The organism is Allokutzneria sp. NRRL B-24872 (genome assembly GCF_002155965.1).
In the GTDB taxonomy this organism is placed as follows: domain Bacteria; phylum Actinomycetota; class Actinomycetes; order Mycobacteriales; family Pseudonocardiaceae; genus Allokutzneria.
Genome location: NZ_MUMH01000088.1, coordinates 1 through 22,531, shown reverse-complemented (window position 1 = coordinate 22,531; position 22,531 = coordinate 1). Strand labels below are relative to the sequence as shown.

At 70.9% G+C, this 22,531-nt stretch carries 26 protein-coding genes; 15 read left to right on the top strand and 11 right to left on the bottom strand.

Features of this window, described 5'->3' with window-relative positions; all coding sequences use genetic code 11:
* Positions 1 to 349 precede the first annotated feature (349 nt).
* The gene (locus tag CCN37_RS22905; protein WP_168200809.1) at positions 350 to 1,285 is read left to right on the top strand and encodes a phosphatase PAP2 family protein; all 936 of its coding nucleotides are present in this window, start codon (positions 350 to 352) and stop codon (positions 1,283 to 1,285) included.
* Position 1,286: 1 nt separating this feature from the next.
* Positions 1,287 to 2,477 carry a glycosyltransferase family 2 protein gene (locus tag CCN37_RS22900; RefSeq protein ID WP_086824468.1) on the top strand — a complete coding sequence of 397 codons (1,191 nt, stop codon included), beginning with the start codon at positions 1,287 to 1,289 and terminating at the stop codon, positions 2,475 to 2,477.
* Positions 2,478 to 2,482: 5 nt separating this feature from the next.
* Here CCN37_RS22900 and CCN37_RS22895 read toward each other — a convergent pair whose 3' ends face one another.
* Complete coding sequence (locus CCN37_RS22895) at positions 2,483 to 3,361, bottom strand: hypothetical protein (protein WP_086824466.1); 879 nt, start codon at positions 3,359 to 3,361, stop codon at positions 2,483 to 2,485.
* A gap of 9 nt (positions 3,362 to 3,370) precedes the next feature.
* Positions 3,371 to 5,665 carry a LuxR C-terminal-related transcriptional regulator gene (locus tag CCN37_RS22890; protein WP_168200808.1) on the bottom strand — a complete coding sequence of 765 codons (2,295 nt, stop codon included), beginning with the start codon at positions 5,663 to 5,665 and terminating at the stop codon, positions 3,371 to 3,373.
* A 222-nt stretch (positions 5,666 to 5,887) separates the two neighbouring features.
* Here CCN37_RS22890 and CCN37_RS22885 point away from each other — a divergent pair, with 222 nt between their 5' ends.
* From CCN37_RS22885 to CCN37_RS22875, 3 genes are all read left to right on the top strand, one after another.
* Positions 5,888 to 7,330 carry an FAD-binding protein gene (locus CCN37_RS22885; RefSeq protein ID WP_168200807.1) on the top strand — a complete coding sequence of 481 codons (1,443 nt, stop codon included), beginning with the start codon at positions 5,888 to 5,890 and terminating at the stop codon, positions 7,328 to 7,330.
* Positions 7,331 to 7,453: 123 nt separating this feature from the next.
* Positions 7,454 to 7,789: a hypothetical protein gene (locus tag CCN37_RS22880; protein WP_086824460.1), complete on the top strand. Its 336-nt coding sequence runs from the start codon at positions 7,454 to 7,456 to the stop codon at positions 7,787 to 7,789.
* Between the two features lie 90 nt (positions 7,790 to 7,879).
* Positions 7,880 to 8,518, top strand: a complete 639-nt coding sequence (locus CCN37_RS22875; RefSeq protein WP_143261755.1) for a hypothetical protein — start codon at positions 7,880 to 7,882, stop codon at positions 8,516 to 8,518.
* Positions 8,519 to 8,692: 174 nt separating this feature from the next.
* Here CCN37_RS22875 and CCN37_RS22870 read toward each other — a convergent pair whose 3' ends face one another.
* The 7 genes from CCN37_RS22870 to CCN37_RS22840 form a co-directional block, all read right to left on the bottom strand.
* Positions 8,693 to 10,027, bottom strand: coding sequence for a tetratricopeptide repeat protein (locus tag CCN37_RS22870; RefSeq protein ID WP_143261754.1), 1,335 nt, complete (start codon positions 10,025 to 10,027; stop codon positions 8,693 to 8,695).
* 78 nt (positions 10,028 to 10,105) lie between these two features.
* Positions 10,106 to 10,933 carry an alpha/beta fold hydrolase gene (locus tag CCN37_RS22865; RefSeq protein ID WP_086824472.1) on the bottom strand — a complete coding sequence of 276 codons (828 nt, stop codon included), beginning with the start codon at positions 10,931 to 10,933 and terminating at the stop codon, positions 10,106 to 10,108.
* 10 nt (positions 10,934 to 10,943) lie between these two features.
* A complete protein-coding gene (locus tag CCN37_RS22860; protein ID WP_086824452.1) occupies positions 10,944 to 12,242 on the bottom strand; it encodes a GlxA family transcriptional regulator in 1,299 nt (432 codons plus the stop codon).
* 9 nt (positions 12,243 to 12,251) lie between these two features.
* Positions 12,252 to 12,644 carry a hypothetical protein gene (locus CCN37_RS22855; protein WP_086824449.1) on the bottom strand — a complete coding sequence of 131 codons (393 nt, stop codon included), beginning with the start codon at positions 12,642 to 12,644 and terminating at the stop codon, positions 12,252 to 12,254.
* A 112-nt stretch (positions 12,645 to 12,756) separates the two neighbouring features.
* Positions 12,757 to 13,410, bottom strand: coding sequence for a response regulator transcription factor (locus tag CCN37_RS22850; protein WP_086824447.1), 654 nt, complete (start codon positions 13,408 to 13,410; stop codon positions 12,757 to 12,759).
* The gene (locus tag CCN37_RS22845) at positions 13,407 to 14,498 is read right to left on the bottom strand and encodes a sensor histidine kinase (RefSeq protein ID WP_086824444.1); all 1,092 of its coding nucleotides are present in this window, start codon (positions 14,496 to 14,498) and stop codon (positions 13,407 to 13,409) included. Before CCN37_RS22845 ends, CCN37_RS22850 begins: the two co-directional genes overlap by 4 nt.
* 37 nt (positions 14,499 to 14,535) lie before the next feature.
* Complete coding sequence (locus CCN37_RS22840) at positions 14,536 to 15,408, bottom strand: LysR family transcriptional regulator (protein WP_086824442.1); 873 nt, start codon at positions 15,406 to 15,408, stop codon at positions 14,536 to 14,538.
* Positions 15,409 to 15,502: 94 nt separating this feature from the next.
* Here CCN37_RS22840 and CCN37_RS22835 point away from each other — a divergent pair, with 94 nt between their 5' ends.
* Genes CCN37_RS22835 through CCN37_RS22825 form a run of 3 tightly spaced genes read left to right on the top strand, consistent with a single transcriptional unit; the run spans position 15,503 to position 18,070 of the window.
* Positions 15,503 to 16,783 (top strand): MFS transporter, encoded by a 1,281-nt coding sequence (locus tag CCN37_RS22835; protein WP_246843234.1) that lies wholly within the window; start codon positions 15,503 to 15,505, stop codon positions 16,781 to 16,783.
* A gap of 7 nt (positions 16,784 to 16,790) precedes the next feature.
* Entirely contained in the window at positions 16,791 to 17,231 is a 441-nt protein-coding gene (locus CCN37_RS22830) for a MarR family winged helix-turn-helix transcriptional regulator (protein ID WP_086824438.1), read from the top strand.
* Positions 17,228 to 18,070: an alpha/beta fold hydrolase gene (locus CCN37_RS22825; protein ID WP_086824437.1), complete on the top strand. Its 843-nt coding sequence runs from the start codon at positions 17,228 to 17,230 to the stop codon at positions 18,068 to 18,070. Before CCN37_RS22830 ends, CCN37_RS22825 begins: the two co-directional genes overlap by 4 nt.
* Here CCN37_RS22825 and CCN37_RS22820 read toward each other — a convergent pair.
* Entirely contained in the window at positions 18,054 to 18,521 is a 468-nt protein-coding gene (locus CCN37_RS22820) for a MarR family winged helix-turn-helix transcriptional regulator (protein WP_086824436.1), read from the bottom strand. The genes CCN37_RS22825 and CCN37_RS22820 overlap by 17 nt on opposite strands.
* A gap of 72 nt (positions 18,522 to 18,593) precedes the next feature.
* Here CCN37_RS22820 and CCN37_RS22815 point away from each other — a divergent pair, with 72 nt between their 5' ends.
* From CCN37_RS22815 to CCN37_RS40070, 4 genes are all read left to right on the top strand, one after another.
* Positions 18,594 to 18,968: a hypothetical protein gene (locus CCN37_RS22815; protein WP_086824434.1), complete on the top strand. Its 375-nt coding sequence runs from the start codon at positions 18,594 to 18,596 to the stop codon at positions 18,966 to 18,968.
* Between the two features lie 459 nt (positions 18,969 to 19,427).
* Complete coding sequence (locus tag CCN37_RS41630; protein ID WP_246843233.1) at positions 19,428 to 19,547, top strand: DUF6355 family natural product biosynthesis protein; 120 nt, start codon at positions 19,428 to 19,430, stop codon at positions 19,545 to 19,547.
* 45 nt (positions 19,548 to 19,592) lie between these two features.
* Positions 19,593 to 19,910 carry a DUF6355 family natural product biosynthesis protein gene (locus CCN37_RS22810; RefSeq protein WP_086824432.1) on the top strand — a complete coding sequence of 106 codons (318 nt, stop codon included), beginning with the start codon at positions 19,593 to 19,595 and terminating at the stop codon, positions 19,908 to 19,910.
* Between the two features lie 76 nt (positions 19,911 to 19,986).
* Positions 19,987 to 20,181, top strand: a complete 195-nt coding sequence (locus CCN37_RS40070) for a hypothetical protein (RefSeq protein ID WP_086824430.1) — start codon at positions 19,987 to 19,989, stop codon at positions 20,179 to 20,181.
* A 61-nt stretch (positions 20,182 to 20,242) separates the two neighbouring features.
* Here the strand turns inward: CCN37_RS40070 and CCN37_RS41625 are convergent, their stop codons facing one another.
* A complete protein-coding gene (locus CCN37_RS41625) occupies positions 20,243 to 20,404 on the bottom strand; it encodes a hypothetical protein (RefSeq protein WP_246843232.1) in 162 nt (53 codons plus the stop codon).
* Here CCN37_RS41625 and CCN37_RS42415 point away from each other — a divergent pair.
* The 3 genes from CCN37_RS42415 to CCN37_RS22795 all read left to right on the top strand — a co-directional run.
* On the top strand, positions 20,325 to 20,600 hold the full coding sequence (locus CCN37_RS42415; RefSeq protein WP_371504795.1) for a hypothetical protein: 276 nt from the start codon (positions 20,325 to 20,327) through the stop codon (positions 20,598 to 20,600). The two genes, CCN37_RS41625 and CCN37_RS42415, sit on opposite strands and share 80 nt — an antisense overlap.
* Complete coding sequence (locus CCN37_RS22800; RefSeq protein ID WP_086824428.1) at positions 20,564 to 21,292, top strand: hypothetical protein; 729 nt, start codon at positions 20,564 to 20,566, stop codon at positions 21,290 to 21,292. The genes CCN37_RS42415 and CCN37_RS22800 overlap by 37 nt, the downstream gene beginning before the upstream one ends.
* 192 nt (positions 21,293 to 21,484) lie before the next feature.
* Positions 21,485 to 22,531: cytochrome P450 (locus CCN37_RS22795; protein ID WP_086824427.1), on the top strand; the 1,047-nt coding region annotated here is incomplete at its 3' end.

The window sequence follows — 22,531 nt, the reverse complement described above, 5'->3', positions numbered from 1 at the left end:
GCGCTCCGGAGCGCAGGGAGGCCGCGCTGGAGGCCCTGCGCATCCTCACCGGCAGCGAGAAGGAAAGACCAGGGTCCCCTAGGGGGTAACGCCGCCATCGCCGCTGTTCCGGCGCTGGGAGCGGGATTCGGCCAGGTCGGTGTCAGGGATGCCCCTGAGGCCGGTGAGTACTCGTACTCATTCCCCTCAGGGGTTGCTTGCTCATATTCGGGCTGATTCGAATTATTTGCCGTTCGCGGCAACTTGTCCCATTGTGTTGGCCTGTTCTAGGGTCTGCCGCATTCAAGCAATTCGCGAATTGAAGCGGGCATTGCGGTCGGGGAGTTCCGGTGGAGCTGGAGAAGTGGCCATGAATCTCATTCGTGACGGTCTCGTCGCGCAGGGTGGCGCCGACGGGAGGCTGCGGCCGGTCGACCGGCTCGTGTTCGGCTACATGGCGTTCGTCGCCTGCGTGGCCGTGCTCGGCTTGGAGCGGGTGACGAAGCCGTTCGAGCTGGTCGTGGCCCTGGCGGGCGGGTTTGCGGGGTGGGCGGTCGCCTCGCTGCTGGTGCGGCGCTTCCCGCGCAGCGCGCTCGCCCAGTACCTGTGGCTGCTCTACCCGCTCTCGCTGACGATCTTCCTGTACCGGGTGATCGAGCGCTATGTGCTCGTTCTGCACGGCCGTTTCCTCGACGCCGAGGTCAACGCCTTCGAGGCGGCGGTCTTCGGCGGACACCCGAACCTCTTCTTCGACAGCATCGCGAATCCGGTGCTGACCGAAGTGATGATGTTCGGCTACTCGCTGCTGTACCCGCTGATGGTGCTTCCGGCCGTGGTGTTGTTGTTCCGAGGTGAACGCCGGAAGGCGGAGCGCTTCATTTTCCGCATCATGCTCGCGGCGACCGCGACCTACGTCGGGTTCGTGCTGTTCCCGGTGCTCGGGCCGATGCACACGGTTCCGCACTTCGTCGGCGGCGGGCTCGACGGCTACCTCTTCACCGACATGATCCAGACGATGATGGTCGGCGACCCGCTGGGCTCGGCCTTCCCGTCCGGCCACGTGGGCATCGCGTGGGCCTCGCTGCTCGCCGTGCGGCACTTCGGCCACCGCAAGGCCTTCCTGGTCCTGCTGCCCTTCGTCTGCCTGCTCACGGTGTCCATCGCCTACAACCGCTTCCACTACGTCAGCGACGCCTTCGCCGGGCTCGCCGTCGCGTTCGCCGTGTCCGCGCTCTGCGCCCGCTGGGAAGCACGGGCGGACCAGCTCGCCCCAGCACCCCGCCCGCTCGTCGCTGAGAGGCAGTGAGATGACTGAGATCCTCGCCGACCTGACGCTGGTCGCGACCGTGCTGTGCGCGGTGTTCGCGCTGAACGCCCTGGTCAACAGCATCTGGGGCCGCCGCAAGCTGCGCGCGAACCCACCGGTGGTCACCGAGCTGGTCTCGGTGCTGATCCCCGCCCGCAACGAGGCGCTGCGGATCTCACCGCTGATCCGCTCCCTGCTGGACCAGCGCAACGTGCCCAGGATGGAGGTACTGGTCTTCGACGACGAGTCCACCGACGGCACCGCCGACGTGGTGCTCGCGGTCGCGGCGGGCGATCCCCGGGTGCGCGTGCTCTCGGGCGGGGAGCTGCCGCCGGGCTGGCAGGGAAAGACGCGCGGGTGCCACCTGCTCGCCGAGAACGCCGATCCCGGGTCGCAGGTCTTCGTCTTCGTCGACGCCGACGTGGAGCTGGGGCCCACGGCGGTGGCCGGACTGGTGACGGCGTTGCGCGAGCACGAGGGCGGCCTGTTGTCGGCGCACATCAAGCAGGTCGCGGTGACCTGCGCTGAGCGCTTGGTCCAGCCCGCCGTGGCGTGGCTGTGGACGGCTTTCCTGCCGCTGCGCCTGATCCAGAGCGACCGCGGCCCCAAGATCGGCGCGCTGGAGGGCTGGCTGCACGTCTTCGACCGCGAGGCCTACCGCCGCTGCGGCGGCTACGCGGGTGTCAGCAAGGCGGTCAGCGAGGACGCCGCGCTGGGCATGGCGTTCGCGCGCTCCGGCGGGCGGCTCGTGCTGGCAGAGGCCTCGGAGGTCGCGCGCGGCAGGCTGTACACGTCCTGGCAGGAGATCAAGAAGGGCTACAGCAAGCACCTGTGCGTCGGCGTGATGGAGTCGCGGCTGGTGATGGCGGTCATCGGAGTGCTGCTGGGCGTGGTGTACCTGCTGCCGCCGCTGGCCGCGCTCTCCGGCTCCGCGATCGGGCTCTGCGGGTACCTGCTCGCCGTGTTCAGCCGCGTCGTCACGGCGCGCACCTCCGGCGATCGCGTGTGGCCGGACGCGTTCCTGCACCCGTTGATGGTGCTGGCTTTCCTGTACCTGCTGTGCTGCTCGTTCTGGTTGGACGCGCGCGGGCAGCGGTCGTGGAAGGGCCGCCTGGTGCAGGCGACCGAGTCCGGCGAGGACACGAGCGCGCCAGCGGTGACCGAGGAGCGGACGCTGGCGCACGCGCGGTGACGGGCTCAGCCGGTCTGCTGGGCGAGTACCTGGGTGCCGGTGCCGTCCATCAGCAGCAGGGTCGGCGCGAGCGGGTACGGGTCGTGGGTGGAGGCGAGGACCATCTCCTCGAACCGGGCCCGCCACTCCGAGTCCGCGCCGGCGACGTACATGACGTCCGCGCACGGCATCGCCACGACCAGCTCGCGCGCGCCGATGATCTCCGACATCCGCGCGTGGAAGTTCGGCTCGACGACGAGGGAGGTGACGAAACCGCTGGGGTGCTTGAGTTCGAGCATCCCGCCGGGCTCTCCGGGGGGAGCCGTCGAGCCGATCTCCAGGTCCTGCACCAGGTTGCCGAGCGCCTCACGGGCGAGCCGGTCGAACTCGGCCTCGTCGGCGATCTGCGCGGGCACGACGTGCTCCATGCCGATCGTGCCGTGCGGGGTCGGGCCGACCCTGGCGAGGGTGGCGAAGAGCGCGCCGGGCACCAGTTCCCAGAACGGCTGGGCGATCGAGGTCTCGGTGCCACCGCTGCGCAGGACGGGCAGCAGCACGCGCTCGCCGCGCTGCTGCTGCTCCTGCTCGCGGTGGAACTGCTCGACGACCGCGCGCGCCTGCGCGATCGCCTCCTCCCAGCCGTCGGCCCCCGGCCGCGCGAAGTTGAAGTTCACGTCGGTGACGTTCGGGAACGTCGTGCGGACGAAGTGCTCGTCGGCGGGGGAGAACTGCCACTCGCTGTGGATGCGGGTGATGGCCGAGGCCTCGGCGGAGTGCTCGCGGGAGACCTGCGCCCACGCCTGCTGGAGGAAGTCGTCCTCGCGCGCGGGCGCGTCCGCCATCAGGGGCTGTTCCCCCGACGCGAACTGGAAGAGCACGACGGACCTGCTCATGTCGGTGTCCACGCGGAAATCCTATGTGGACTGCTCCTCACCGGAGCGGCCGAGGTACCAGGCGGCGAGCTGCGCGCGGTTGGTGAGGTGCAGCTTGCCGAAGATCCGGCCGACGTGGGTCTCCACGGTCCGCTTCGACACGTGCAGCTCCTCGGCGATCTGGCCGTTGCTCAGCCCGCCGGAGACCAGCGCCGCCACCCTCCGCTCCGCCGTGGTCAGCTCGGCGGCGTTGGCGGCGGGCATGACCGCGCCGGGAACGCCGACGGGCCGCAGCGCCAGCTCGTAGACCTCCTCGGTGGTCAGCTCCGTGCCGTCGATGAAGGCCGAGCGGAAGGCCGCCTCGCCGATCGCCGCGACGATCCGCCGCTCCGCCTGCTCGCGCTGCCGTTTGAAGGGCGGCAGCCCGCCGAGGCCGACGCCGTGCCGCTCCTGCATGCCGACGCAGCCGCCGAGCAGCCGGGCCGCGTCCTCGGACTGGCCGATCCTGGCCCGCCACCACGCGCCCGCCTGGACCGTCCACGTCGTTCCCCACCGGTCACCCATCGCGATCTGGGCGGGCAGGCACTCGTGCAGCACGTAGCGCGGCGCGGTGAGCGCGGGCAGCCCCTGCACCCACAGCGCCCAGGTGCGGGCCCACGGCGCGCCGTGCCGCTCGGCGTCCTCCAGGCAGTCGGCGGCGGCCTCGTCGGCGATGTCGGCTGGCCCCATCAGGCCGGCGCTCACGGCGAGCATCAACCCGGCCATCTGCCCGTCGGCGAGCGCGCCCGCAGCCCTGAAGTCATCACGGGCCTCGCGCAGCAGGGGCAGCCCGGAGGGCTCGCCGAGGTTCAGCGCGCGGTGGCAACCCTCCAGGAAACGCAGCGGGGGAGCGGCGTCCGCGCCGAGCCCGACGGCGACCGCCCGGCACAGCGCGAGGTGGCGCTCGCCGCGCTCCTTGTCGCCGATCGCGATGTAGGTGAAGCCGAGCGCGGCGTGCGCGCCCAGCCGGGTCGGCGTCGCCGGTGGCTCGTCGTCGGTCAGCCGCAGCGCGAGCAGGTCGCTCATCCATCCGCAGATGGTGCTCTGCAACGCGGCGAAGAACTGCACCCGCGACCGCATCACGTCGGAGACGATCGCCAGACCGGTCTCCACCGCGGCCTCGGTCCTCGCGGCGACGCACCAGCCGACCGCTGAGCGGATGTTGGGCACCTCGCGGTGCAGGCGCGCCAGCCACTCCAGCTCGTCGGGGCCGAACCACTCCGCGGCGGCGGTCGCGACCAGGCGGCGCACCCAGTCGCAGTGCCGCGCGCGCAGCTCGTCGGTCTCACCGAAGGCGTCGAGGTGGCGCAGCCCGTACTCGCGCAGCGGCTGGAGCTGGTGGTAGCGGCCGTCGCCGGTGACGACGACGACGGAGTGCCGCACCAGCTCGCCCAGCGGGGAGAGCACGTCGGAGCTGTCCCCCCGGCCGCAGACCTCCTCGGCGGCCTCCAGGTCGAAGCCGCCGGAGAACACCGCCAGCCGCGCCCACAGCAGCCGCTGCGCGGGGGTGCACAGGGCCCAGGAGATGTCCAGCGCCTTGGTGAGCGTGCGGTGGTGCGGCTGGGCCCGGCGCGCGGTGGTGGTGAGCAGCCGCCCGCCGTCCAGCCGTTGCAGGGTCTTCTCCGGCCCGAGCACGCCCATCTGCGCCGCGATCAGCTCGATGACCAGCGGCAGCCCGCCGGACCACCGCGCGAGCTCCACCACGGCCTCCCAAGCGGCGCTGCCCTCGGTGACGGTGGGGAAGCCCGCATCGCCCGCGCGCTCCAGCAGCAGGGACAGCGCCTGGCTGCCGCGCGCCTCCTCCGGTGAGGCGCCCACGCCGGGGATCGTCACCGGGGGCACGGCGATCACGCGCTCCGGCGGCAGGTCGAGGCGGTGCCGGGTGGTGACGACCACGCTCAGCCCCGGCGCCTCGGTCAGCAGGGCGATCACCACGTCGGCGACCGGGTCCAGCATGTGCTCGGCGTTGTCCAGCACCAGCAGCACCCGCTGGTCCTGGAGGCGTTCGAGCAGCACCTCCACCGGGCGGCGCTGCGACTGGTGGTCGGTGACGCCCAGCGCGGCCACGATCGACTGGCCGACGGCGGTGACGGCGTCCTCGCTGGGATCGAGATCGGCCAGGTGCACGACGGCGGCCATGTCGAAGTGGCCCGCGACCTTCCCGAGCAGCGCCAGTGCGAGCCGGGTCTTGCCGACACCGCCCGCACCGGACAAGCTCGTCAACCGCGCGCCCGCGCGCACCGAGGCCGCGAGCGCGTCCAGCAGCTCGTCCCGGCCGACCAGACTGGTCAGCCCCACGCCAGCTAGTTCCACATCCGTCCCGTCATGCCGTCGAGGCCCGCAGTCTGTACCTGGGGCAGCCCGTCCAGCCAGCCGACGGGCCACACGTACGTGTGCTCGGTGTGTGGGTATCCGATCACGTACGTGCGCGTGGGCGCGAGTCGTGTGGCGTACACGGATGCGCACGCAGCGTGTTCGGAGCATCGTTGCCGCGAAACCGAGGCGACATCCGGAGATCCAATGACGCAGCAGCCTTTGTTCTGGGACCCCTCCTCCCGCGACTGGACGACCGAGGCCGACAGCGGCGCGATAGCGCTGCCCGAGGTCGAAGGTGAGCTCCTCTTCGACGGTGAGGCCCTGGCAGAGGCATCGCGCGATCTTGGCCGGATCGTCACTCGTCGCCCCGCCGCGGTGCTGCGCCCGCGCACCGCGGCGGATGTCGCGAAGGTGATCAGGTTCTGCCACGACCACCGGATTCCGGTCGCGCCGCAGGGCACCGGGCACATGACGCAGGGCCAGCGACTCGTCGAAGGAGGCATCGCCATCGACGTCACCACGCTCAACACCGTGCACGAGTGCGGGCCGACGACAGCCGACGTCGACGGCGGCGTGCTCTGGTCGGACCTGGTCTCCGCGCTCGCCGGGCACGGCACGCGCTTCACCGGCGGCCTCACCGGCTACCTGCCGATCACCGTCGGCGGCACCCTCAGCGCGGGCGGCATCGGCCCCGGCTACCGCTTCGGCGCGCAGATCGACTCCGTCTCGCGCGTCCAGGTCGTCACCGGCAGCGGCGAGATCGAGTGGGCCTCGGAGACCGAGCTGCCCGACCTCTTCGACGCGGTGCTCGGCGGCGTCGGCCAGGTCGGCGTGATCACCAGGGCCGAGCTGAAGGTCGCCCCGGTGCCCACCGGAACGCGGTCCTGGGTGCTGCCCTACGTCGAGCCCGCCGCGGCGTTCCGCGCCATGCGCGAGGTCGTCTCCCGCGGCCAGGTCGACGAGATCTACTGCATCATCGCGCCGCCGGGGGCGATCGCGCCGGTCCCCACCTTCCTGGTGCACCTCGCCCACTACGAGTACGAGGGCGAGTCGACGCCGGAGGGCCTGCTCGACGGCCTCGACCCGCAGGGGCCGGTGCAGGAGGAGCGGCTGGACTACGTCTCCCTGTGCGAGAAGTACTCGAAGATGATGCACCAGTGGCGCATCGACGACGGCTGGGACGAGCGGCACAAGCCGTGGTTCGACATCTTCCTCGGCGATGAGCACATCGAGGCCTTCTCCGCCGAGACCTTCGCCCTGATGACCGACGAGGACTGGTCGCTGCCGGACGGGAAGGGCTTCGTGCTGGTGTTCCCGCACCGGGCGGGCTCCTTCCGCCGTCCGCGCCTGCGGATGCCCGCGCAGGACCCGGACGGCCTGATCTGGCTCTTCGACGTGCTCAACGCCTCGTCGACCGACTCGGGCCCCGACTACGTCGAGAAGATGCTCGCGCGCAACAAGGCCTGGATGGAGAAGGTGCGCGCGCTCGGCGGCAAGGCCTACCCGATCGGCGGCCAGCAGTACGGCCCCGAGGAGTGGCGCGAGCACTACGGCGACACCTGGGAGGACGTCGTGCGCGCCAAGAAGCTCTACGACCCGGCCCGCATCCTCACCCCCGGCCCCGGCATCAACGCCGCGGTGCCGTAGCCGAGAGGCACACCCAAGACCACCCGACCAGCCCCGGACCGCGCACGGGGTATCCGGTCGGCCCGGCGGCGTCAACTCCCCCAACTCGCGACGCCGCCGGGCGACCACTCCGAACGGAGCACGATGCAGGACGCCGCGCTGTGGACGCTCCTCCCGCTGGCAGCGGTCGCCGCCGCCGCGGTGGTGGACGTGCGCGGAGCACGTCGCGCCTCCCGCCCGGTCCCGCCGCCTCGCCACGAGAGGACGCCGCCCGTCGTGTACGCCAACCCGATCACCTGCGGCAGGGACCGCCGCGAGCACCGGGTGAGCGACACGGCCTTCCACGAGGGGCAGGGGCTCGGCAGCTACGCCGCGCTGTGCGGGCACGTCGTCGAACCGCTGCCGATGGCCGAACCGTCCGGGCCGCCCTGCCGCCAGTGCCTCGGCGCGTCCCGTTTCCGGGTGCCCGCCGGGAAATGACCGGAAGCACAGGTCCGCTTGGCCGACGCGGAGCGAACGCGTGCCAGGGTGAACGCCGTGTGCAAGGGCCACTACGCGACTTACGGTGACATGACCGCCAGGTCCACCAATGTGTTGGCGGACGGGACAGTGCGGCTGTTCCACCACTCCGATCCCGGCGACGATCGCTTCACCAAGCGCGCCGAGCACGACGTGTGGGAGCTGACCGTGCGCGCGGCGGAGTGCTCACGCATCGACTCCGTGCAGACTTTCGTTCGCTACCAAGGGTGTTTCTGCATGGTGAACCACATCGTCGACGGCGTGGCGCACCTGATCTTCATCTGCGACGAGGCAGGGGGCACGACCGGTCCCTCCACGTTCTCGCGGCTCGACCGCGACTTCTGGGTGACCGACGCGCCGGTCGCAGAACTCCTTGACTGGCAGGAGATCCACGAGGACCAGCACTTCATGTTGTGGCGCTGGCGCGGCGCGCCTCTGCCCGTGCGCCCACCCCGCTTCGGCCGACATGGCGATCGCACGCTGAGCACGCGGGCGGTCTGGGACGGCCACCTCTACGCCGTCAAGGAGATCCAGGACTCCGCCGCCGTGCTGCACCACCTCGGCAACCGCTCCCCGAAGCACCGCTCAGCGGACCGCTACCGCGCTTGGCCCCTCGGCGAGCACGCCCGGACCGTCCCCCTCGCCGAGCTCACCACCTACCACGAACACCACCACCTCCACACGACGTGACCCCCACGCCACCCGCCGTCTAGCATGGGTCCGTGCGCTCCACCGCCCGCATCCCCTCAACGCGCCTCGCGGTGGTCTAGGCCCACCCGTTTCGTACTCATAGCGGGAAATAGAGCGCTCCCAAACGCCGCCTTGAGTACGAAACGGGTTTTGGCGTGCGCGCGGGGGGCGAGGTCAAGCGGTGCGGAGTTGGGTGAGCTTGAGGTGGTTGTAGGGGCTGTCGGGGCGGAGGCTGATCCGCTCGCTCACGAGCACGTGCGCTTGGTCGGTTCGCCCGGCGCGCACGGCGGCTTCGACGAGCGTCCGCTGCACGACATCGCGTTGCGCGTGACTGCCGCCGAACTCGTGCACGCGCCGCCGCACGGGCCACAGGTGGTCGACGGCCTCGTCGTAGCGACCGCGTCCGAAGGCCAGCAGCGCCTCGCACACCGGTAGGCCGACGCGCGCGGTCATCGCGGCGTTGGAGACGTTCTCGGGGGCGTCGACCAGGTAGCGCTTGCGCTCGGCGATCAGTTGCTCAGCGGCGAGATCGTCGCCCGCGCCGACGTAGGACATGACCGCGTGCATGTCGTTGAAGGCGCTGAACGGGATCTTCATCCGCGGTGGCCAGGTACGTGCGAGCTCCTGCCAGCGGGATTCGTGGTGCACGCCGTCCAAGTGCAGCCGCCACAGCAGGCTCGCGGCGTTGACGGCGTCGCGGATGGTGTCGGCCTCGCTAGGCGCGAGCTTGGTGTCGTAGATCTCCAGCGCGCGCTCGGGCTGACCGCTCTCCAGCAGGAAGAGGCAGTAGTGCCACCAGATGTGCACGCGCAGCAGGTTGTCGCTGTCCCAGTCCGGACGCCGCCGGTCGAACAGCTCGATGCCGGAGGAGAACCGCGCGCGCATCTCGTGGGCGTGCCCGACGGCGTGGATGCTCCACACGTCGGCGGGGTCGAGCGACATCGCGCGCAGCCCCGCCTGCTCGGCCTGGTCCCAGTGCCCGCACTCCTCCAGGCCGAAGGCGTACATGCCGAGCAGGTTGGCGAAGTGCGGGTCGGACTCGCCCCACGCGTGCATGGCGCCGCCGATGCGGTCGCGCAACGACACGGCGTCACCCATCAGGAAGTCGATCTGGTGGCCGAACGCGAGCGCCATCGCATCGCGCGGCTGCGCCGTGCAGATCCCGGTCAGCACCCGCGCGGCGCTCACGAGGTCGCCGTCCAGCAGGTGCGAGGCGGCGGTGAGGTGCATCCGCTCGCCCTCGGTCAGCTCGGCGAGGTCGACCACGCTGAGGAACTTGGCGAACTCGTCGGCGACCACGGGGACGTGCGCGGGGTCGGTGCTCAGCACGGCCAGGTGCACGCGCATGGCGTTGCCCAGCGGCAGCACCGGGTCCTCGGCGACGACGCGCGCCGCGAGGTCCCCGACGTCCGAGCGGAAGTGCAGCAGCGAGTCGACCGCGCGGTCCAGTTCCTCGACGGCGGCGGAGGAGGCCGCGGTCAGCGGCACGCCGTGTTGATCTTGTCGCACACCTGCACAATACGAGCCCGCCGAGCCCCGCCGACCGCGCCCCCGGATCACCACGTGAAGGGTGATCGGGTTTCCGTATCAGTGGCGAGCGTTGGCCAGCAGCCACGCCGTCGCGGCGGAGCACGCGTTGAGCACCGAGACGTGGCCTTCCCCGGGCCGCGCCCACAGCTCCGCCCCAGGCAGTTCGCGGGCGAGCAGGTCGGCGTGCGCGGGCGGGACGACGCGGTCGTCGGCGCCCTGCACGAGCAGCACCGGCGCGGACACGGCCTTGAGGTCGAAGCCCCACGGCTCGGCGAAGGCCACGTCGTCGTCGACCAGGCCGTCGTGCCCGGCGGCTCCGGCCTGCCCGGCGTCGGCGCCCAACTCCGCCCACGCTCCCGACAAAGCCGCCCAGTCCGCCGCGGTGAAGATGTCGGGGTCGAACTCCTCTACCTCCGCGTAGGCGGCTCGCGCGGCGCGGCCCTTGAGCGCGGAACGCAGGCCCTCTTCGGCGACCATGCCGGAGAACCACGCCTCTTCGCCGTTGTAGGGAGCCAAGCTCGCCAGCCCAGCCGCAGCTGTCACGCGCTCCGAAAGGACTGCGGCGCAAGCGAATGCGTGCGGTCCACCACCGGAGTACCCCATCGTGGCGAAGCGCTCGATGCCCAGTGCGTCAACGATTCGCTCCACGTCTGCGGCGGCGGAGGCGACCGCGCGCCCGGGATGCGGTGTCGAGCTGGCGTAGCTCGGGCGCGCGTAGGACACCATGCGCACACCGTGCTCCGCCGCGATCTCCGGCAGCGGAGCGAAGAGGGCGCCGGTGGTCGGAGAACCCGGGTGCCACACCACGACCGGGCCTTCGCCGCCGGTGTCGTAGGTGCGCACGACACGACCGTCGCCGACTTCGATGTCTCGTTGTGTGACCACGTTCAACACCCTAAGGGGCGGCCCGCCGCAGGCGCCGAACTCCGACCAGGACTCCCACGCCGAGCAGGATGAGCGCGAAGGGCAGCAGCGTCGGCACCCACGGCCAAGCCGAGCCTTCGAGCACGAGACCCGCCATGGGCAGTTCGAGCGTCTTCGCCGTCCACCGCGCGGTCGCGATGTCGGTGGTCCGAGCGAGGTCGCGCAGCGCCCCGTCGAACGGGAAACCGGTGCCGTCGTGCACGTACACGGGCGCGGGACCGCCAGCGGCGACCACTCCGCGAGCCGAGCCGGGCACGATCAGGCGGTCCAGCCCGGACGCCGCGCTCGCGTGGTCAGCACGCGGCAGGAAGACCATGCCGTGCTTCGAGCGGACCGCGTTTCCGTTGGTGCTCAACGCAATTGTGCGAGTGGACAGCGCGTGGCTGTGCCCGTCGAACACCGAAGCCAGCTCGGTCTCGCCGACTCCGTCGGTGAGCAGCACGCCGACGCTCGCCGGGTTCCACCGGTAGCCACCGTTGAAGATCGCCACGCTGTCGGGAAATCCGAGCCCGGTGGACACGGGAGGGCTGTTCCGGAAGTGGCGCCACCCGATGGCAGCCGCTGCCGCGTCGGCGGTGGCAGCACCGAACTGGCGCTCGACCATGTGCAGCGTCCCGTCGATGCCGGAGAGGATTCCGGCCGTGCTGATGACGGTGCCGTCATCGACGTAGCGCTCGTTGTGCACCCACTTCACGTTGGGGTAGCGCGATTCGAACGTGCCCAGCCGTAGCCAGTGCGCGGTGGCGGGCCGCCCGTCGAGCAGTCCGGCGGAGGCGAGCAGGCCCGCGCCGTTGCAGATGCTGACCATCTGCGCTCCACGCGCGGACTGCACGCGCAGCCAGTCGGTGATGGGAGCGGTGGTGGGCTGGCTGACGTCCGGCACGGCGGGCACGATGATCAGATCGGGCGTGCGCGCCACGGGGTCGTCGAGGGTGACATCGGGGATCAGGTCGAGGCCGCCGGTCAGCGGGACAGGCTCCCGCTTCGGCGCGGCGGTGTAGACGTTGTAGCGGCCGGTCGCGGCGAGAATTTCGTACGGGGCAAGGACGTCCGAGGCGGCGGCGCCGAGGTTGCCCACCACGACGACAGCGGTCGGCTTGGCCGGATCGTGCGGCTTCGGCGCGGCGGCGGGAACGGCCCGAGCCGGGCCGGGAGCGTAGTGGGAGCCGAACGCGGAGGTGACGGAGACGGCGGCCGACACGCCGGGGACGAGCAGGACGGCGATCAGTGCGGCGAGCGCGAGGCCCGCGCGGCGGAGGAAGGTTCGCACAGTGACCCCTCAGTGCCAGTAGTCGCTGCGGCGCCACAACATGGCGACGAGCATCAGCGGGAACATGACGACGTGGCCGATGATCATCAGCGCGGAGCCGGAGAGCAGGCCCAGCCAGTACGGCACCAACATGATCACGAACGGCACGTACATGACGGCGGACATCTCCAGCGTCCTCGGCCAGGAATGACCGCGCAGGCGCATCCACAGCGCCATCACCACGGTCATGTTGGTGGCCATGATGAGCGCGTTCGCGTCCGGGCGGGCCGTCAACACGTCGGGCCAGACCGGGGCGAGCGCGATCATGCCGATGATCATCGCGGCGATCATCTCGACGTAGTGCCCGACGAAGCGGGCGAGCTTGGCCCCGTTCGTGCGGGTGGTGGTCTCGGTGGTGGTCATCTCGGCCTCCGGTGCGGCGGGTTGCTGATGACGACAAGAGTCGCCGTCAGCGGCCGTTCTGACCTGTGCCGGAGGTCATGCGCTCAGGTCATGCCGTGGCATGACCCGGGGGTCACAGCAGGTTGAGCGCGCGGGCGCGCAGGGCGGCCTGGGTGCGGTCGCGCGCGCCGAGCTTGGAGAGCACGTTGGTCACGTGGTTCTTCACCGTGCCCTCCGCGAGGTAGAGCGCGGTGGCGATCTCGCGGTTGCTCTGACCGTTCGCAAGCAGCCGCAACACCTCCAGCTCGCGCTCGGACAGCGGCACGACCAGCGGCTGCGGCTGCGGCGCGGTGGGCTCGGAGAGCTGGGCGAAGCGCGCGACGACCTTGGCCGCGACCGAGGGCTGGAGCACGGATTCGCCGCGCGCGGCGGCTTGGACCGCCTCGACGAGGCGGGTCGACGAGACGTCCTTGAGCAGGTAGCCGAGCGCCCCGGCGCGCAGCGCGGCGAACACGTCCTCGTCGTCGTCGAAGGTCGTCAAGGCGATGACCTGGACGGCCGGGTGCTCCACGCGCAGCCTGCGGGTGGCCGCGACGCCGTCGAGCACGGGCATGCGCAGGTCCATCAGCACCACGTCGGGCCCCAGCTCGGCGACCCGGCGCAGCGCCTCGTCGCCGTCGCCCGCCTCGCCGACGACCTCGATGCCGTCCTGCGTGGCCAGCAGCGTCGCCAACGCCTCGCGGAAGAGCGCTTGGTCGTCGACGAGCAGCACGCGCACCGGACTCATCCAGGAACCTCCATGCTCAGCGTGCTGCCCCGCCCCGGCTCGGAGCGCAGGTCCACCCGGCCGCCCAGGTGCTCCGCCCGCTCGCGCAGCCCCAACAGGCCGAAGCCGGGCGAACCGTCGTCGGACGCGCCCGTTCCGTCATCGCGAACCTCAACGCGCACAACGCTTTCCGCGTACTCCAACACGACATCGGCCGACTCGGCGCGAGCGTGCTTGCGGACGTTGGTCAGCCCTTCCTGGGCGGCCCGGAACAGCGCTTCCCGTGCGTCGTCGCCGAGGTCTCGTTCAGCGCCGGACACCGTCAGCTCGGTGGGCACTCCGGTCGCCGCGTTCTCCTCAGCCAGCGCGCGCAGAGCTTCCGGGAGCGGCGGCATCGAACGCGGTTCGCGCAGCGTGCTCACCGAGCGCCGCACTTCGCCCAACGCCGATTCGGCCTGGTTCTGCGCCTTGGCCAGCACGTCGTCGGCCTTGGCGGAGTCGGTCGGCAGCACCGCGCGCGCCGCCTTGACCTGCATCTGGATCACGGTCAGCGAATGCCCGAGGCCGTCGTGGATGTCGCGCGCGACGCGGTTGCGCTCCTGAACCGTCGCGAGCCGTTCCGCCTGGGCGGCGTAGTCGCGCAAACGCTTGTGCGCCACGGCAAGTTCCGCGCGCGCCCGCTGTTCGCGCAGCAGCAACGTGGTGATGACGGCCGCGAAGAGCACGGACGCCAGCAGGCCGAAGCCCTCGCGCAAGGCCTCAGCCCACGGCATTCCCGCGTGCGCGAAGGGAATTCCCGCCACGAGCAGCGCCGTCGCCGGAACGGGGAGCACGAGGACGCTCTGGCTCACCAGGACCACGAAGAACAACGTCGCGCCCACGCCGGGGTCGATCGAGAAGACCGCGAAGGCCAACGGCAGCGCGACGAGCATGTACGGGATCGACCACGCGAGCTGGCCCTTGCGCCGCACCCACGCGAAGCCCACGGTGGCCAGGAGGGTGAACAGGGCGCCGAGCGGGACCGCTTCGAGCGCTTCCCCGGACGCGAGCGCGCCAATGGCCAGCGTGAAGTACGCGCCGCAGGTCAGCACCACGAGGGCCCGGTTCATGCGCGTCACTGTGCGCGGTGGCTCGCCCCTGGTCAACTCACGCGCTCGCCGCGTAGAGGACGTCGCGGAGCCCGGGAACGTCCTCGCGATCGTCCCGCCACACCAGTCGGAGGCTCAGCGTTGGCGCGAAGAACGGCAGCGCGGCGAGCGTCCCGGACTCCACCGCGGCCGACACGGCGAACTCGGGCAGCAGCGCGACGCCCAGCCCCTGCTCGGCCCACGCGCGCATCACGGAGACCCCGCCGGCACGCACGCGCTCCGGACCAGCACCAATGATCTTGTCGGCGGCCATCAGGAAGGAACAGCCTGGCACGTTGGTCAGCAGCCGCTCGCCCGCGAGGTCCTCGCGCGTCACCCGCGCTCGGCCGACCAGCCGGTGCCCAGCAGCCGCGACGAGCACCAGCGGCACCGTATCGATGTCGAGGAAGGTCAGCGGTGGCGCGGTGAAACCCAACTGCCCCAAGGCTTCTCCGGTGTCCAGCAGGAGGGCTGCCTCCAGTCGCCCGGCGGCCACGTCGGAGAGCAGTTCGTCGCGGCGGACAGTCGGGCGCACGTCCACGCGGGTGTCGGGGTGGCGTTCGGCGAGCCTGGCCAGCACGCGAGGCACGTAGACGGCGGCGATGGTTTCCAGGGCGCCAAGCCGGAGTTCTCGTTGCTCGCCGGTCACGTCGCGGCGCGCCTGCTCAGCCTGCTCCAACAGGCGGCCCGACCAGCTCAGCAACCGCTCGCCCGCGTCGGTGAGCCGCATCCCGCGCGCTGTCCGTTCGAAGAGCGCGACGCCGAGCGAGGTCTCCAAGGACCGGATCTGTTCGGAGACACTGGAGGGTGCCATGCCGAGCGCGTTCGCGGCGTCGGTCACCGTGCGGTGGCGCACGACGGCCTCGAAGGTCCGGAGTTGGCGCAGTTCCATGCCCTCATCCTCCTCCGTGAGCGTTCGGAATTCCCGAATGGACGGTACGGGTTCACCGGTGGAGCGGGCCAGCCGAGCGCTCGACAGTGGGCCTGTGACAGTTCTTCGATCATCGCGAACGCGGCTGCTGGGCATCTCGCTCGCGTACTTCATGGTGTTGCTGGACATGACCGTGCTCTCGGTCGCCGAGCCCGACCTGGCCGAGTCGCTGCGCACCTCGATCTCCGGCTTGCAGTGGGTCACCACCGGCTACACGGTGGCGTTCGGCGCGCTGCTGCTCTCCGCGGGCGCGGTTGCCGACCGCTATGGCGCTGACCGGGTTTTCCGCGCTGGCGTCACTGTTTTTGGGGTCGGCTCGCTGCTGTCGTCCTTCGCGCCGACGCTGAGCTTGCTGGTCGTGCTGCGCGTCGTGCTCGGCGTTGCCGCTGCGGCTTGCGTGCCCGCGTCGTTGGCGATGATCGCGCGCCTGTACCCGATCCCGGCGGAGCGGACCCGCGCCGTCGCGACGTGGGCGGCCATCAGCGGTGCCGCCGTGGCGGCTGGGCCGATCATCGGCGGCGCGCTCGTCGACCTCGCTGGCTGGCCCGCGATCTTCCTGGTCAACGTGCCGATCACGGTGGTGGTGCTCGGTATGACGGCCGGGCCGGAGCTTCGGTGCCCGCGCGGTGATCGCCGGATCGACTGGGCCGCGCAGGCGGCGGCGTGCGCGGTGCTCGCGCTGACGACCGACGCGCTCGTCGCCATCGGTTCTCCTCTTCACGCGGTGCTGTCAGGGGCAGCGACGGTGCTCGCCGGGTTCGTGTTCGTGCGCTTGGAGAAGCGCAGTTCGGCGCCCGTGCTCAACCCGGTGCTCCTGCGCAGTGGTGAAGTGCGCGCGGGGTTGCTCGTCGGCGGCGCGGTGAACTTCGCGCTCAACGGCTGCCTGTTCGTGATCCCGTTGCTGCTGCGTCAAGATCACGGCTTGGCGGCTGGCATCGTGTTCCTGCCGCTGACGCTGCCGTTCGCGCTCATCCCGCCGCTGACCGGCCGCATCGTCGCGCGCTACGGCCCGCGCCCGCCGATCCTCGTGGGCATGGTGCTGCTGACGGCGGGCGGTGTCGCGCTGAGCGCAGGAGCGCTGTCGCTGGGTTTGGCGGTCACGGGCCTCGGCGTGGCGTTGGTGCTACCCGCCTTGGTGACGGCTGTAGTCAACGCCGCGCCGGAGGGGACCGCGGGCGCTGCCGGGGGAGTGCTCAACGCGGCTCGGCAGTCCGGGGCCACGCTCGGCGTCGCGGCCATGGGCAGCGCGCTGCCCCTCGGCGCGGCGCCCGCGCTCCTGCTGTCAGCCGTGGTGTGCGCGATCGCCCTTGCGCTCTCCCGAAAAATGTATCAATAATGTTGACATGTCTGAGCGGACGGTGCGCGAGCGCGACATCGCGCTGTTCTTCCTCGGGTGGCGCGGGTTCACCGACACCGCCGACGCCGTCCTCGGCGAGAGCGGGCTCGGCCGCGTGCACCACCGCGTGCTCTACCTGATCTGCCGCCGCCCGGGGATCGGCGTCGGCCAGCTCGCCGGAGTGCTCGGCATCTCCCGGCAGGCCCTGCACCGGCCGCTCGCCGACCTGGAGCGCGGTGGGCTCGTGCGCCGGGACACCGCCCCGCACAGCGCCCGCGAACGCGTGCTGACCGCCACGGCGAAGGGCCGCGCGCTGGAGCGCTCCGCGACCCGGCCGCAGCTCGACCAGCTCGAAGCCGCCTTCGCCGCCGCCGGTCCCGAGAGCGCTCAAGGCTGGCGCGACGTCATGGCCGCCCTGGCGCCACTGCTACCTGAGGAAACCGGATGATCGCCTTACCCGACCAGTTCCTCGCCCTGCCTTCGGGTCGAACCCACCACCGCGTCGACGGACCGGACACCGGTGCCCCCGTGGTGTTCGTCCCGGGTGCGACGCTCCCGCTCTTCGTGTGGGACGGCCTCGCCGATTCCGTTGCGGCGTCAGGGTTTCGCGCGATCCGCTACGACCTGCTCGGCCGTGGGTCCTCGGCTGCTCCGCGCGTCGTCTACGACACCGCGCTGCACCGGCGGCAGCTGGCCGAACTGCTCGACGCGCTCGGTTCTTCAGGACCCGTTCATCTGGTGTCGTTGGCCTCGGGCGCGCTCGTCGCCGCCGACTTCGCCGACAAGTTCCCCTCGCGGGTCGCGAGCGTGACGTACTTGGCGCCGGACGGTTTCGGAGTGCGGTTGTCCGCCGGAGTGCGGCTGATGCAGCGGCGGCCGTTCGGTGAGCTGCTGACCGGAGTGATCGGCAAGCGCTTGTTGCTGTCGCGGCTGCCCGCGTACTCCGACGACCGCGCCGTTGTCGACGCGTTGCACTCGAAGTTCCTGCCTTACGTGGGAGTTCCCGGGTTCCGGCGCGCCGTGCTGTCGTCGATCCGCACCATGCCGATCCACGACGCCGCCGACCTCTACCGCCGCGTCGATGATCGCGGCACGCGCACGCTCGTGCTGTGGGGGCGCGAGGACCGCGTCACGCCGCTGCCCGCCTCCTCGCGCTTGGCCGCCGCGATGCCCAACGCCGAGGTGCGGATCTTCGACGGCGTCGGCCACCTCCCGCACGCCGAACGCCCCCGCGAAGTCTCCCGCGCGCTGGTGGACTTCCTCTCCACCATCAAGCCCCGGCGGTAGCGTTGGGGTTGAGGATGTTGCGCACCGTCGTGAGCGTGGCGAACAGGTGCTCGCGCGCGTCCTCGTCGAGCTCGCCGTAGAACGCCTCGTCGATGGCGCGCGCGAGCATCGGCACGTGCTCGGCGAGCAGCGCGCGACCCTCGTCGGTGAGCAGGACGACGGAGCTGCGCCGGTCGTCGGGGCTGGGCTGGCGCGCGGCGAGCCCCTTGCCCTCCACACGGTCGACGATGCGGGTGATGCCGCTGTTGGACAGCCCCGTCTGCGCGGCGAGGTCGGTCATCCGCAGCCGCTCGCCGGGGGAGCGGGCGAGCCGGAACAGCACGTCGAAGTCGGTCCCGGCCAGCCCCGCCGCCGCGTGGACCGCGTCCAGCCGTGCCACCAGGGCGGCGTGCACCTCGATGACCAGGCCGGCCACCGTCAGCGCGCGGTCGTCGGAGAAGACGTCTTCCACCCGGACACCGTAGTCGACCGCGCTTGGCCTCTCACCCGCCTCGCGTCCTGAGTCCAACTACGATCGCGCGTTGTGACGAGCCCGCGCATTCGTGCCACCGACGCCAGCCGGACCGTGGACGACCCCACCGACGAGCAGCTGCACGACCTGCTCGCCGACATGAGCCTGCGCGCCAACTTCGTTGTCGTGGAACGGCTTCCCAGCGACGCGCAGCACTACGTCCAGGTGGCCTTGGACGGCGAGCCCGGGTTCGGCAGCTACCAGGTCGAGTACCGCGAAGGCGGGCCGTCCGCGCACTTCCAGGCACTGGTGCTGCGCGACTCCGAGTGGGGCAGCGTCTACGACCGGGGCTTCGAACAGGTCGTGCGCGTGGTCCAGGACTGGGTGGCCGACCGCCCGGGCTGGCGCACCGCCCTCCCGTGGACGCCCCTCGATCTCGACTCCTAGCACTCCGCCCCCTCGTCACCCCGGATGTCCATTCACGTTCACATTCACGCCGTGCTGCATGGAAATGGCGTGAGGCTAGCGGGGTCGCGCACTGCCGGATGTCCCATGAAAAGGCGTCGGTGACGATTGCGCCCCAGCACGGGATTTGCGCCTCGTGAAGTAACCCCAACCCCGTCTCCTGGGGCCTTCAACCACCACAAACCCCCCAGTGCGCCAGTGTCGGCAGCGTGACCGCGTGCGGGACGAGCCCCGGAAGCCCGCCGGGCTGTCCAGCTTTGTCCTATATGTGAAGTTCGCGGATCAGTGTTAGATGAGCACCGCACGGACAATTCACGTGCAATCGCGGAAACGCGAGAAATTCACGATAGCCGTGAAGTTCTCGAAGTCCCGGAGGGATCGTGTGCTAGGGAAGTGCCATTGTCGGAACTTCCCTGGCCGTTGTCGTGGGAGCGCCACGTCATGATCAGGGTGAATCGCCGGAAAGCGCCGGTCGTCGAGCTGTGCGCCGATCCTGGGGGCACCCGCCTCGGGAAGTGGCCGTACCACGAGAACGCGTGGTACGTCGTGCGCACCTGCTGACAGGTCGCCGCCACGTCGACAACCACACTGGAAAGTTGGAGAACAATGCGCAAGAGCATGACCGCGCTCGCGGGGACGGCGACCGCCGTCGCGGCGGCAATGGGAATGATGGCAGGTCCGGCGTCGGCGGCTCCCGCCAGCGTGCAGGGTGAGGCCGCCGCGAGTGCGGACTGCGGCTGGTACACCGACTGGACGGCCACCGGCTACTACAACCACTGCGGCCCCACCAATGTCATGATCTGGGTGGACCGCGTCAACCTCGCCGGCTACAAGGACTTCGAGAAGTGCGTCAAGCCGGGCATCACGCGGCTCGGTCCCTGGCCGGACTTCAAGAACGCCTGGTACCTCGGGCGCACCTGCTGATCCTCTGGGGTCGGGAAGAGAGCGTGGCCGCGATCCGGCCGCGCTCTCTTCCTGTTGTGATTTCTGCTGTTTCCGAATGGGGCCGGAGTGGCACCGCAAGCGTTCTGGCTCTCACCAGCCCTCCTGGGAGGAGCAGTCCGGTTCCGGCGCCGCGCTCGCCGTGGTGGCGGTGTTCATCAGCAACGCGCCCGAAGTGCGCTCCAGCGTTCCCGGTATGCGGCGAGTGGGCCGCGTCCTCGGGCTCTGGTCCGCGATCATGCTGGCGCGCTGACCGGGGGAACTGCGGCGGTCGAGTCGTTGGACGCGGCGGGGCTGAACCACACCGCAGTCGATCAAGACGTGACCGTGCCGCGCCGGCGAGCGAGCGCCTGTGCTTCGTGGGTGTTGCTGGAGGACGGCGCGATCGTGGCGACGATGACGCTGACCCTGCCGCCGGAGCAGGGACTCCAGGAGATGACCGCGGTGGCGCGCCGTCCGAGCACGGTGTGGCTCAACCAGCTGACGGTCGATCCCGCGCACCAGGGCCGGGGCTTGCGCTGTACGAGCGGTGGGGTTTCGAACGGCGCGACGTCGTGCAGTGGCCGGGGAAAACCTGCCGCAGCGCAGTGCTCACGCGACCGATCCGTGCCACCGCGCAGACCTAGGATTCGCGCATGGAGATCGTCACCACCAGCGAGCACCTCGACCTGAAGAAGGCCGCCGCGAAGGCATTGCGGCAGGACTGGCCGGAGTTCGTGCTGCACGACCCGATCTCCAACCTCCACCGCGCCGCCGCCGAGCGCTACTTCCCCGACTACGACGTGCTCCTCGTGGAGGACGGCGCGGTGCTGGCGAACGCCGCCGCGGTGGCGCTGCGGTGGGACGGCGAGGTGGCCACGCTGCCCGACGGCTACGACGGAGCGCTGGTGACGGCGGTGGCCCAGCACGAGGAGTCGGTCGAGCCGGACACGCTGTGCGTGATGGCCGCGACCGTGCTGCCGGGGCGCACAGGGGCCGGCCTCGCGGGCAAGGTGCTCACGGCGCTGCGCGAGCGCGCGGCCGATGCCGGGCTGCGGAAGGTGATCGTGCCGGTGCGACCCACGTTGAAGTCGCGCTACCCGTTGACGCCGATGCGGGACTTCATGGGCTGGACCCGCGATGACGGGCTGCACCTCGACCCGTGGATTCGCACGCACCAACGGCTCGGCGCCGCCGTCCTCGCGTCGGCGCCGCGCTCCATGGTCGTGCCGGGCACGGTCGCGGAGTGGGAGCGTTGGACCGGGATGGCGTTCCCGCAGTCCGGCAGCTACGTCGTGCCGGGCGCGCTCGACCTGGTGGAGATCGACCGCGAGCGCGGCACGGGGCGCTACGAGGAGACGAACCTCTGGATGCGGCACAGCTAGACCGGGAGGCCACAGCGTTCTGTCGTTGACGCCCGGACATGCCGTCCTCGTCACCTGGCCGTGCCAGCGGTCCGACCGCTCCGCCGAGTGGACGCGGCGCGTGCCGTTCCGGCGCTGATTCAGGCGAAGTCCTAATAGGACGCGGTCATCTGCTCTGGTGCCGGGCTCGGCGGTGAGACGAGGCTCGGCACCGTGACCAGCAGCATGCTTCGCTACTCGTTCGGCAGGGCTCCCGGAGCGGTGCCGGGGCTGGGGCACGTGCTGTCGCTCGCGCGCGGACCGTTGAAGTTCCTCACGTCTTCGCGCGCCCACGGCGACGTGGTGGAGCTGCGGATCGGCCCGAAGCGCGCTTTTCTCGTCTGTCACCGGGACATCGCGTGGGAGGTGCTGCGCGATCCCGAGGTCTTCGACAAGGGCGGCTTCTTCTACGACAAGGCGCGCCAGGTCTTCGGCGACGGCCTGCCGACCTGCGTCTGGGCGGATCACCAACGGCAGCGTTCCTTGGTGCAGCCCGGTTTCCACCGGAGTCGACTGCCCGCCTACAACACCGTGGTGCGCGAGGAGATCGACGCCCTGACCGCCTCGTGGCGGCCCGGCCAGCGCATCGAGCCGAAGCCGCTGCTGGACTCCCTGTTCGCACGGGTCACGGCGCGCTTCCTGTTCTCCGCCGAGCTGGGCGGGCCCGCCGTCACCGAGATCCAGCGGTCGCTGCCGATCCTGCTCCAAGGGATCTTCCACCGCATGCTCGACCCCACCGGTCTCTGGAAATCGATTCCCACCAAGGGAAACCGCCGCTTCACGGAGGCGCGTGAACGAATGCGCTCGGCGATCGACGAGGTGATCAGCCGCTACCGCGCCTCCGGCACCGATCATGGCGACGTCGTGTCCTCCCTGCTCGCCGCCGACCTGCCCGACGAGGAGCTGCACGACCAGATCCTGGCTCTGTTGACGGGAGGAACGGAGACCACGGCCTCGGTCGTGGCGTGGTCGCTGCACCTGCTCGGCACGCATCCCGAGGAGGAGGCCCGCCTGCGCGCCGCCGCCGACCGGGAGGGCCACCTGCGCCGCGTGGTGACCGAGGCACTGCGCCTCTACCCGCCGGGCTGGATTCTCACGCGCACGACCGCCTCGGACACCTCGCTGGGCGGCCACCCGGTTGGCGCGGGCAGCACCATCGTGCTCAGTCCCTATGTGCTGCACCGTGATCCGGGCGTCTTCGCCGAGCCCGACCGCTTCGAC

Bases quoted from the DNA above. Each gene is read 5' to 3' on its own strand.
- CCN37_RS22905 (WP_168200809.1), top strand. From the start codon at position 350: ATGAATCTCATTCGTGACGGTCTCGTCGCGCAGGGTGGCGCCGACGGG.
- CCN37_RS22900 (WP_086824468.1), top strand. From the start codon at position 1,287: ATGACTGAGATCCTCGCCGACCTGACGCTGGTCGCGACCGTGCTGTGC.
- CCN37_RS22885 (WP_168200807.1), top strand. From the start codon at position 5,888: ATGACGCAGCAGCCTTTGTTCTGGGACCCCTCCTCCCGCGACTGGACG.
- CCN37_RS22880 (WP_086824460.1), top strand. From the start codon at position 7,454: ATGCAGGACGCCGCGCTGTGGACGCTCCTCCCGCTGGCAGCGGTCGCC.
- CCN37_RS22875 (WP_143261755.1), top strand. From the start codon at position 7,880: ATGACCGCCAGGTCCACCAATGTGTTGGCGGACGGGACAGTGCGGCTG.
- CCN37_RS22855 (WP_086824449.1), bottom strand. From the start codon at position 12,644: ATGACCACCACCGAGACCACCACCCGCACGAACGGGGCCAAGCTCGCC.
- CCN37_RS22850 (WP_086824447.1), bottom strand. From the start codon at position 13,410: ATGAGTCCGGTGCGCGTGCTGCTCGTCGACGACCAAGCGCTCTTCCGC.
- CCN37_RS22845 (WP_086824444.1), bottom strand. From the start codon at position 14,498: ATGAACCGGGCCCTCGTGGTGCTGACCTGCGGCGCGTACTTCACGCTG.
- CCN37_RS22840 (WP_086824442.1), bottom strand. From the start codon at position 15,408: ATGGAACTGCGCCAACTCCGGACCTTCGAGGCCGTCGTGCGCCACCGC.
- CCN37_RS22830 (WP_086824438.1), top strand. From the start codon at position 16,791: ATGTCTGAGCGGACGGTGCGCGAGCGCGACATCGCGCTGTTCTTCCTC.
- CCN37_RS22825 (WP_086824437.1), top strand. From the start codon at position 17,228: ATGATCGCCTTACCCGACCAGTTCCTCGCCCTGCCTTCGGGTCGAACC.
- CCN37_RS41630 (WP_246843233.1), top strand. From the start codon at position 19,428: ATGATCAGGGTGAATCGCCGGAAAGCGCCGGTCGTCGAGCTGTGCGCC.
- CCN37_RS22810 (WP_086824432.1), top strand. From the start codon at position 19,593: ATGCGCAAGAGCATGACCGCGCTCGCGGGGACGGCGACCGCCGTCGCG.
- CCN37_RS40070 (WP_086824430.1), top strand. From the start codon at position 19,987: ATGGGGCCGGAGTGGCACCGCAAGCGTTCTGGCTCTCACCAGCCCTCC.
- CCN37_RS42415 (WP_371504795.1), top strand. From the start codon at position 20,325: ATGACGCTGACCCTGCCGCCGGAGCAGGGACTCCAGGAGATGACCGCG.
- CCN37_RS22800 (WP_086824428.1), top strand. From the start codon at position 20,564: ATGGAGATCGTCACCACCAGCGAGCACCTCGACCTGAAGAAGGCCGCC.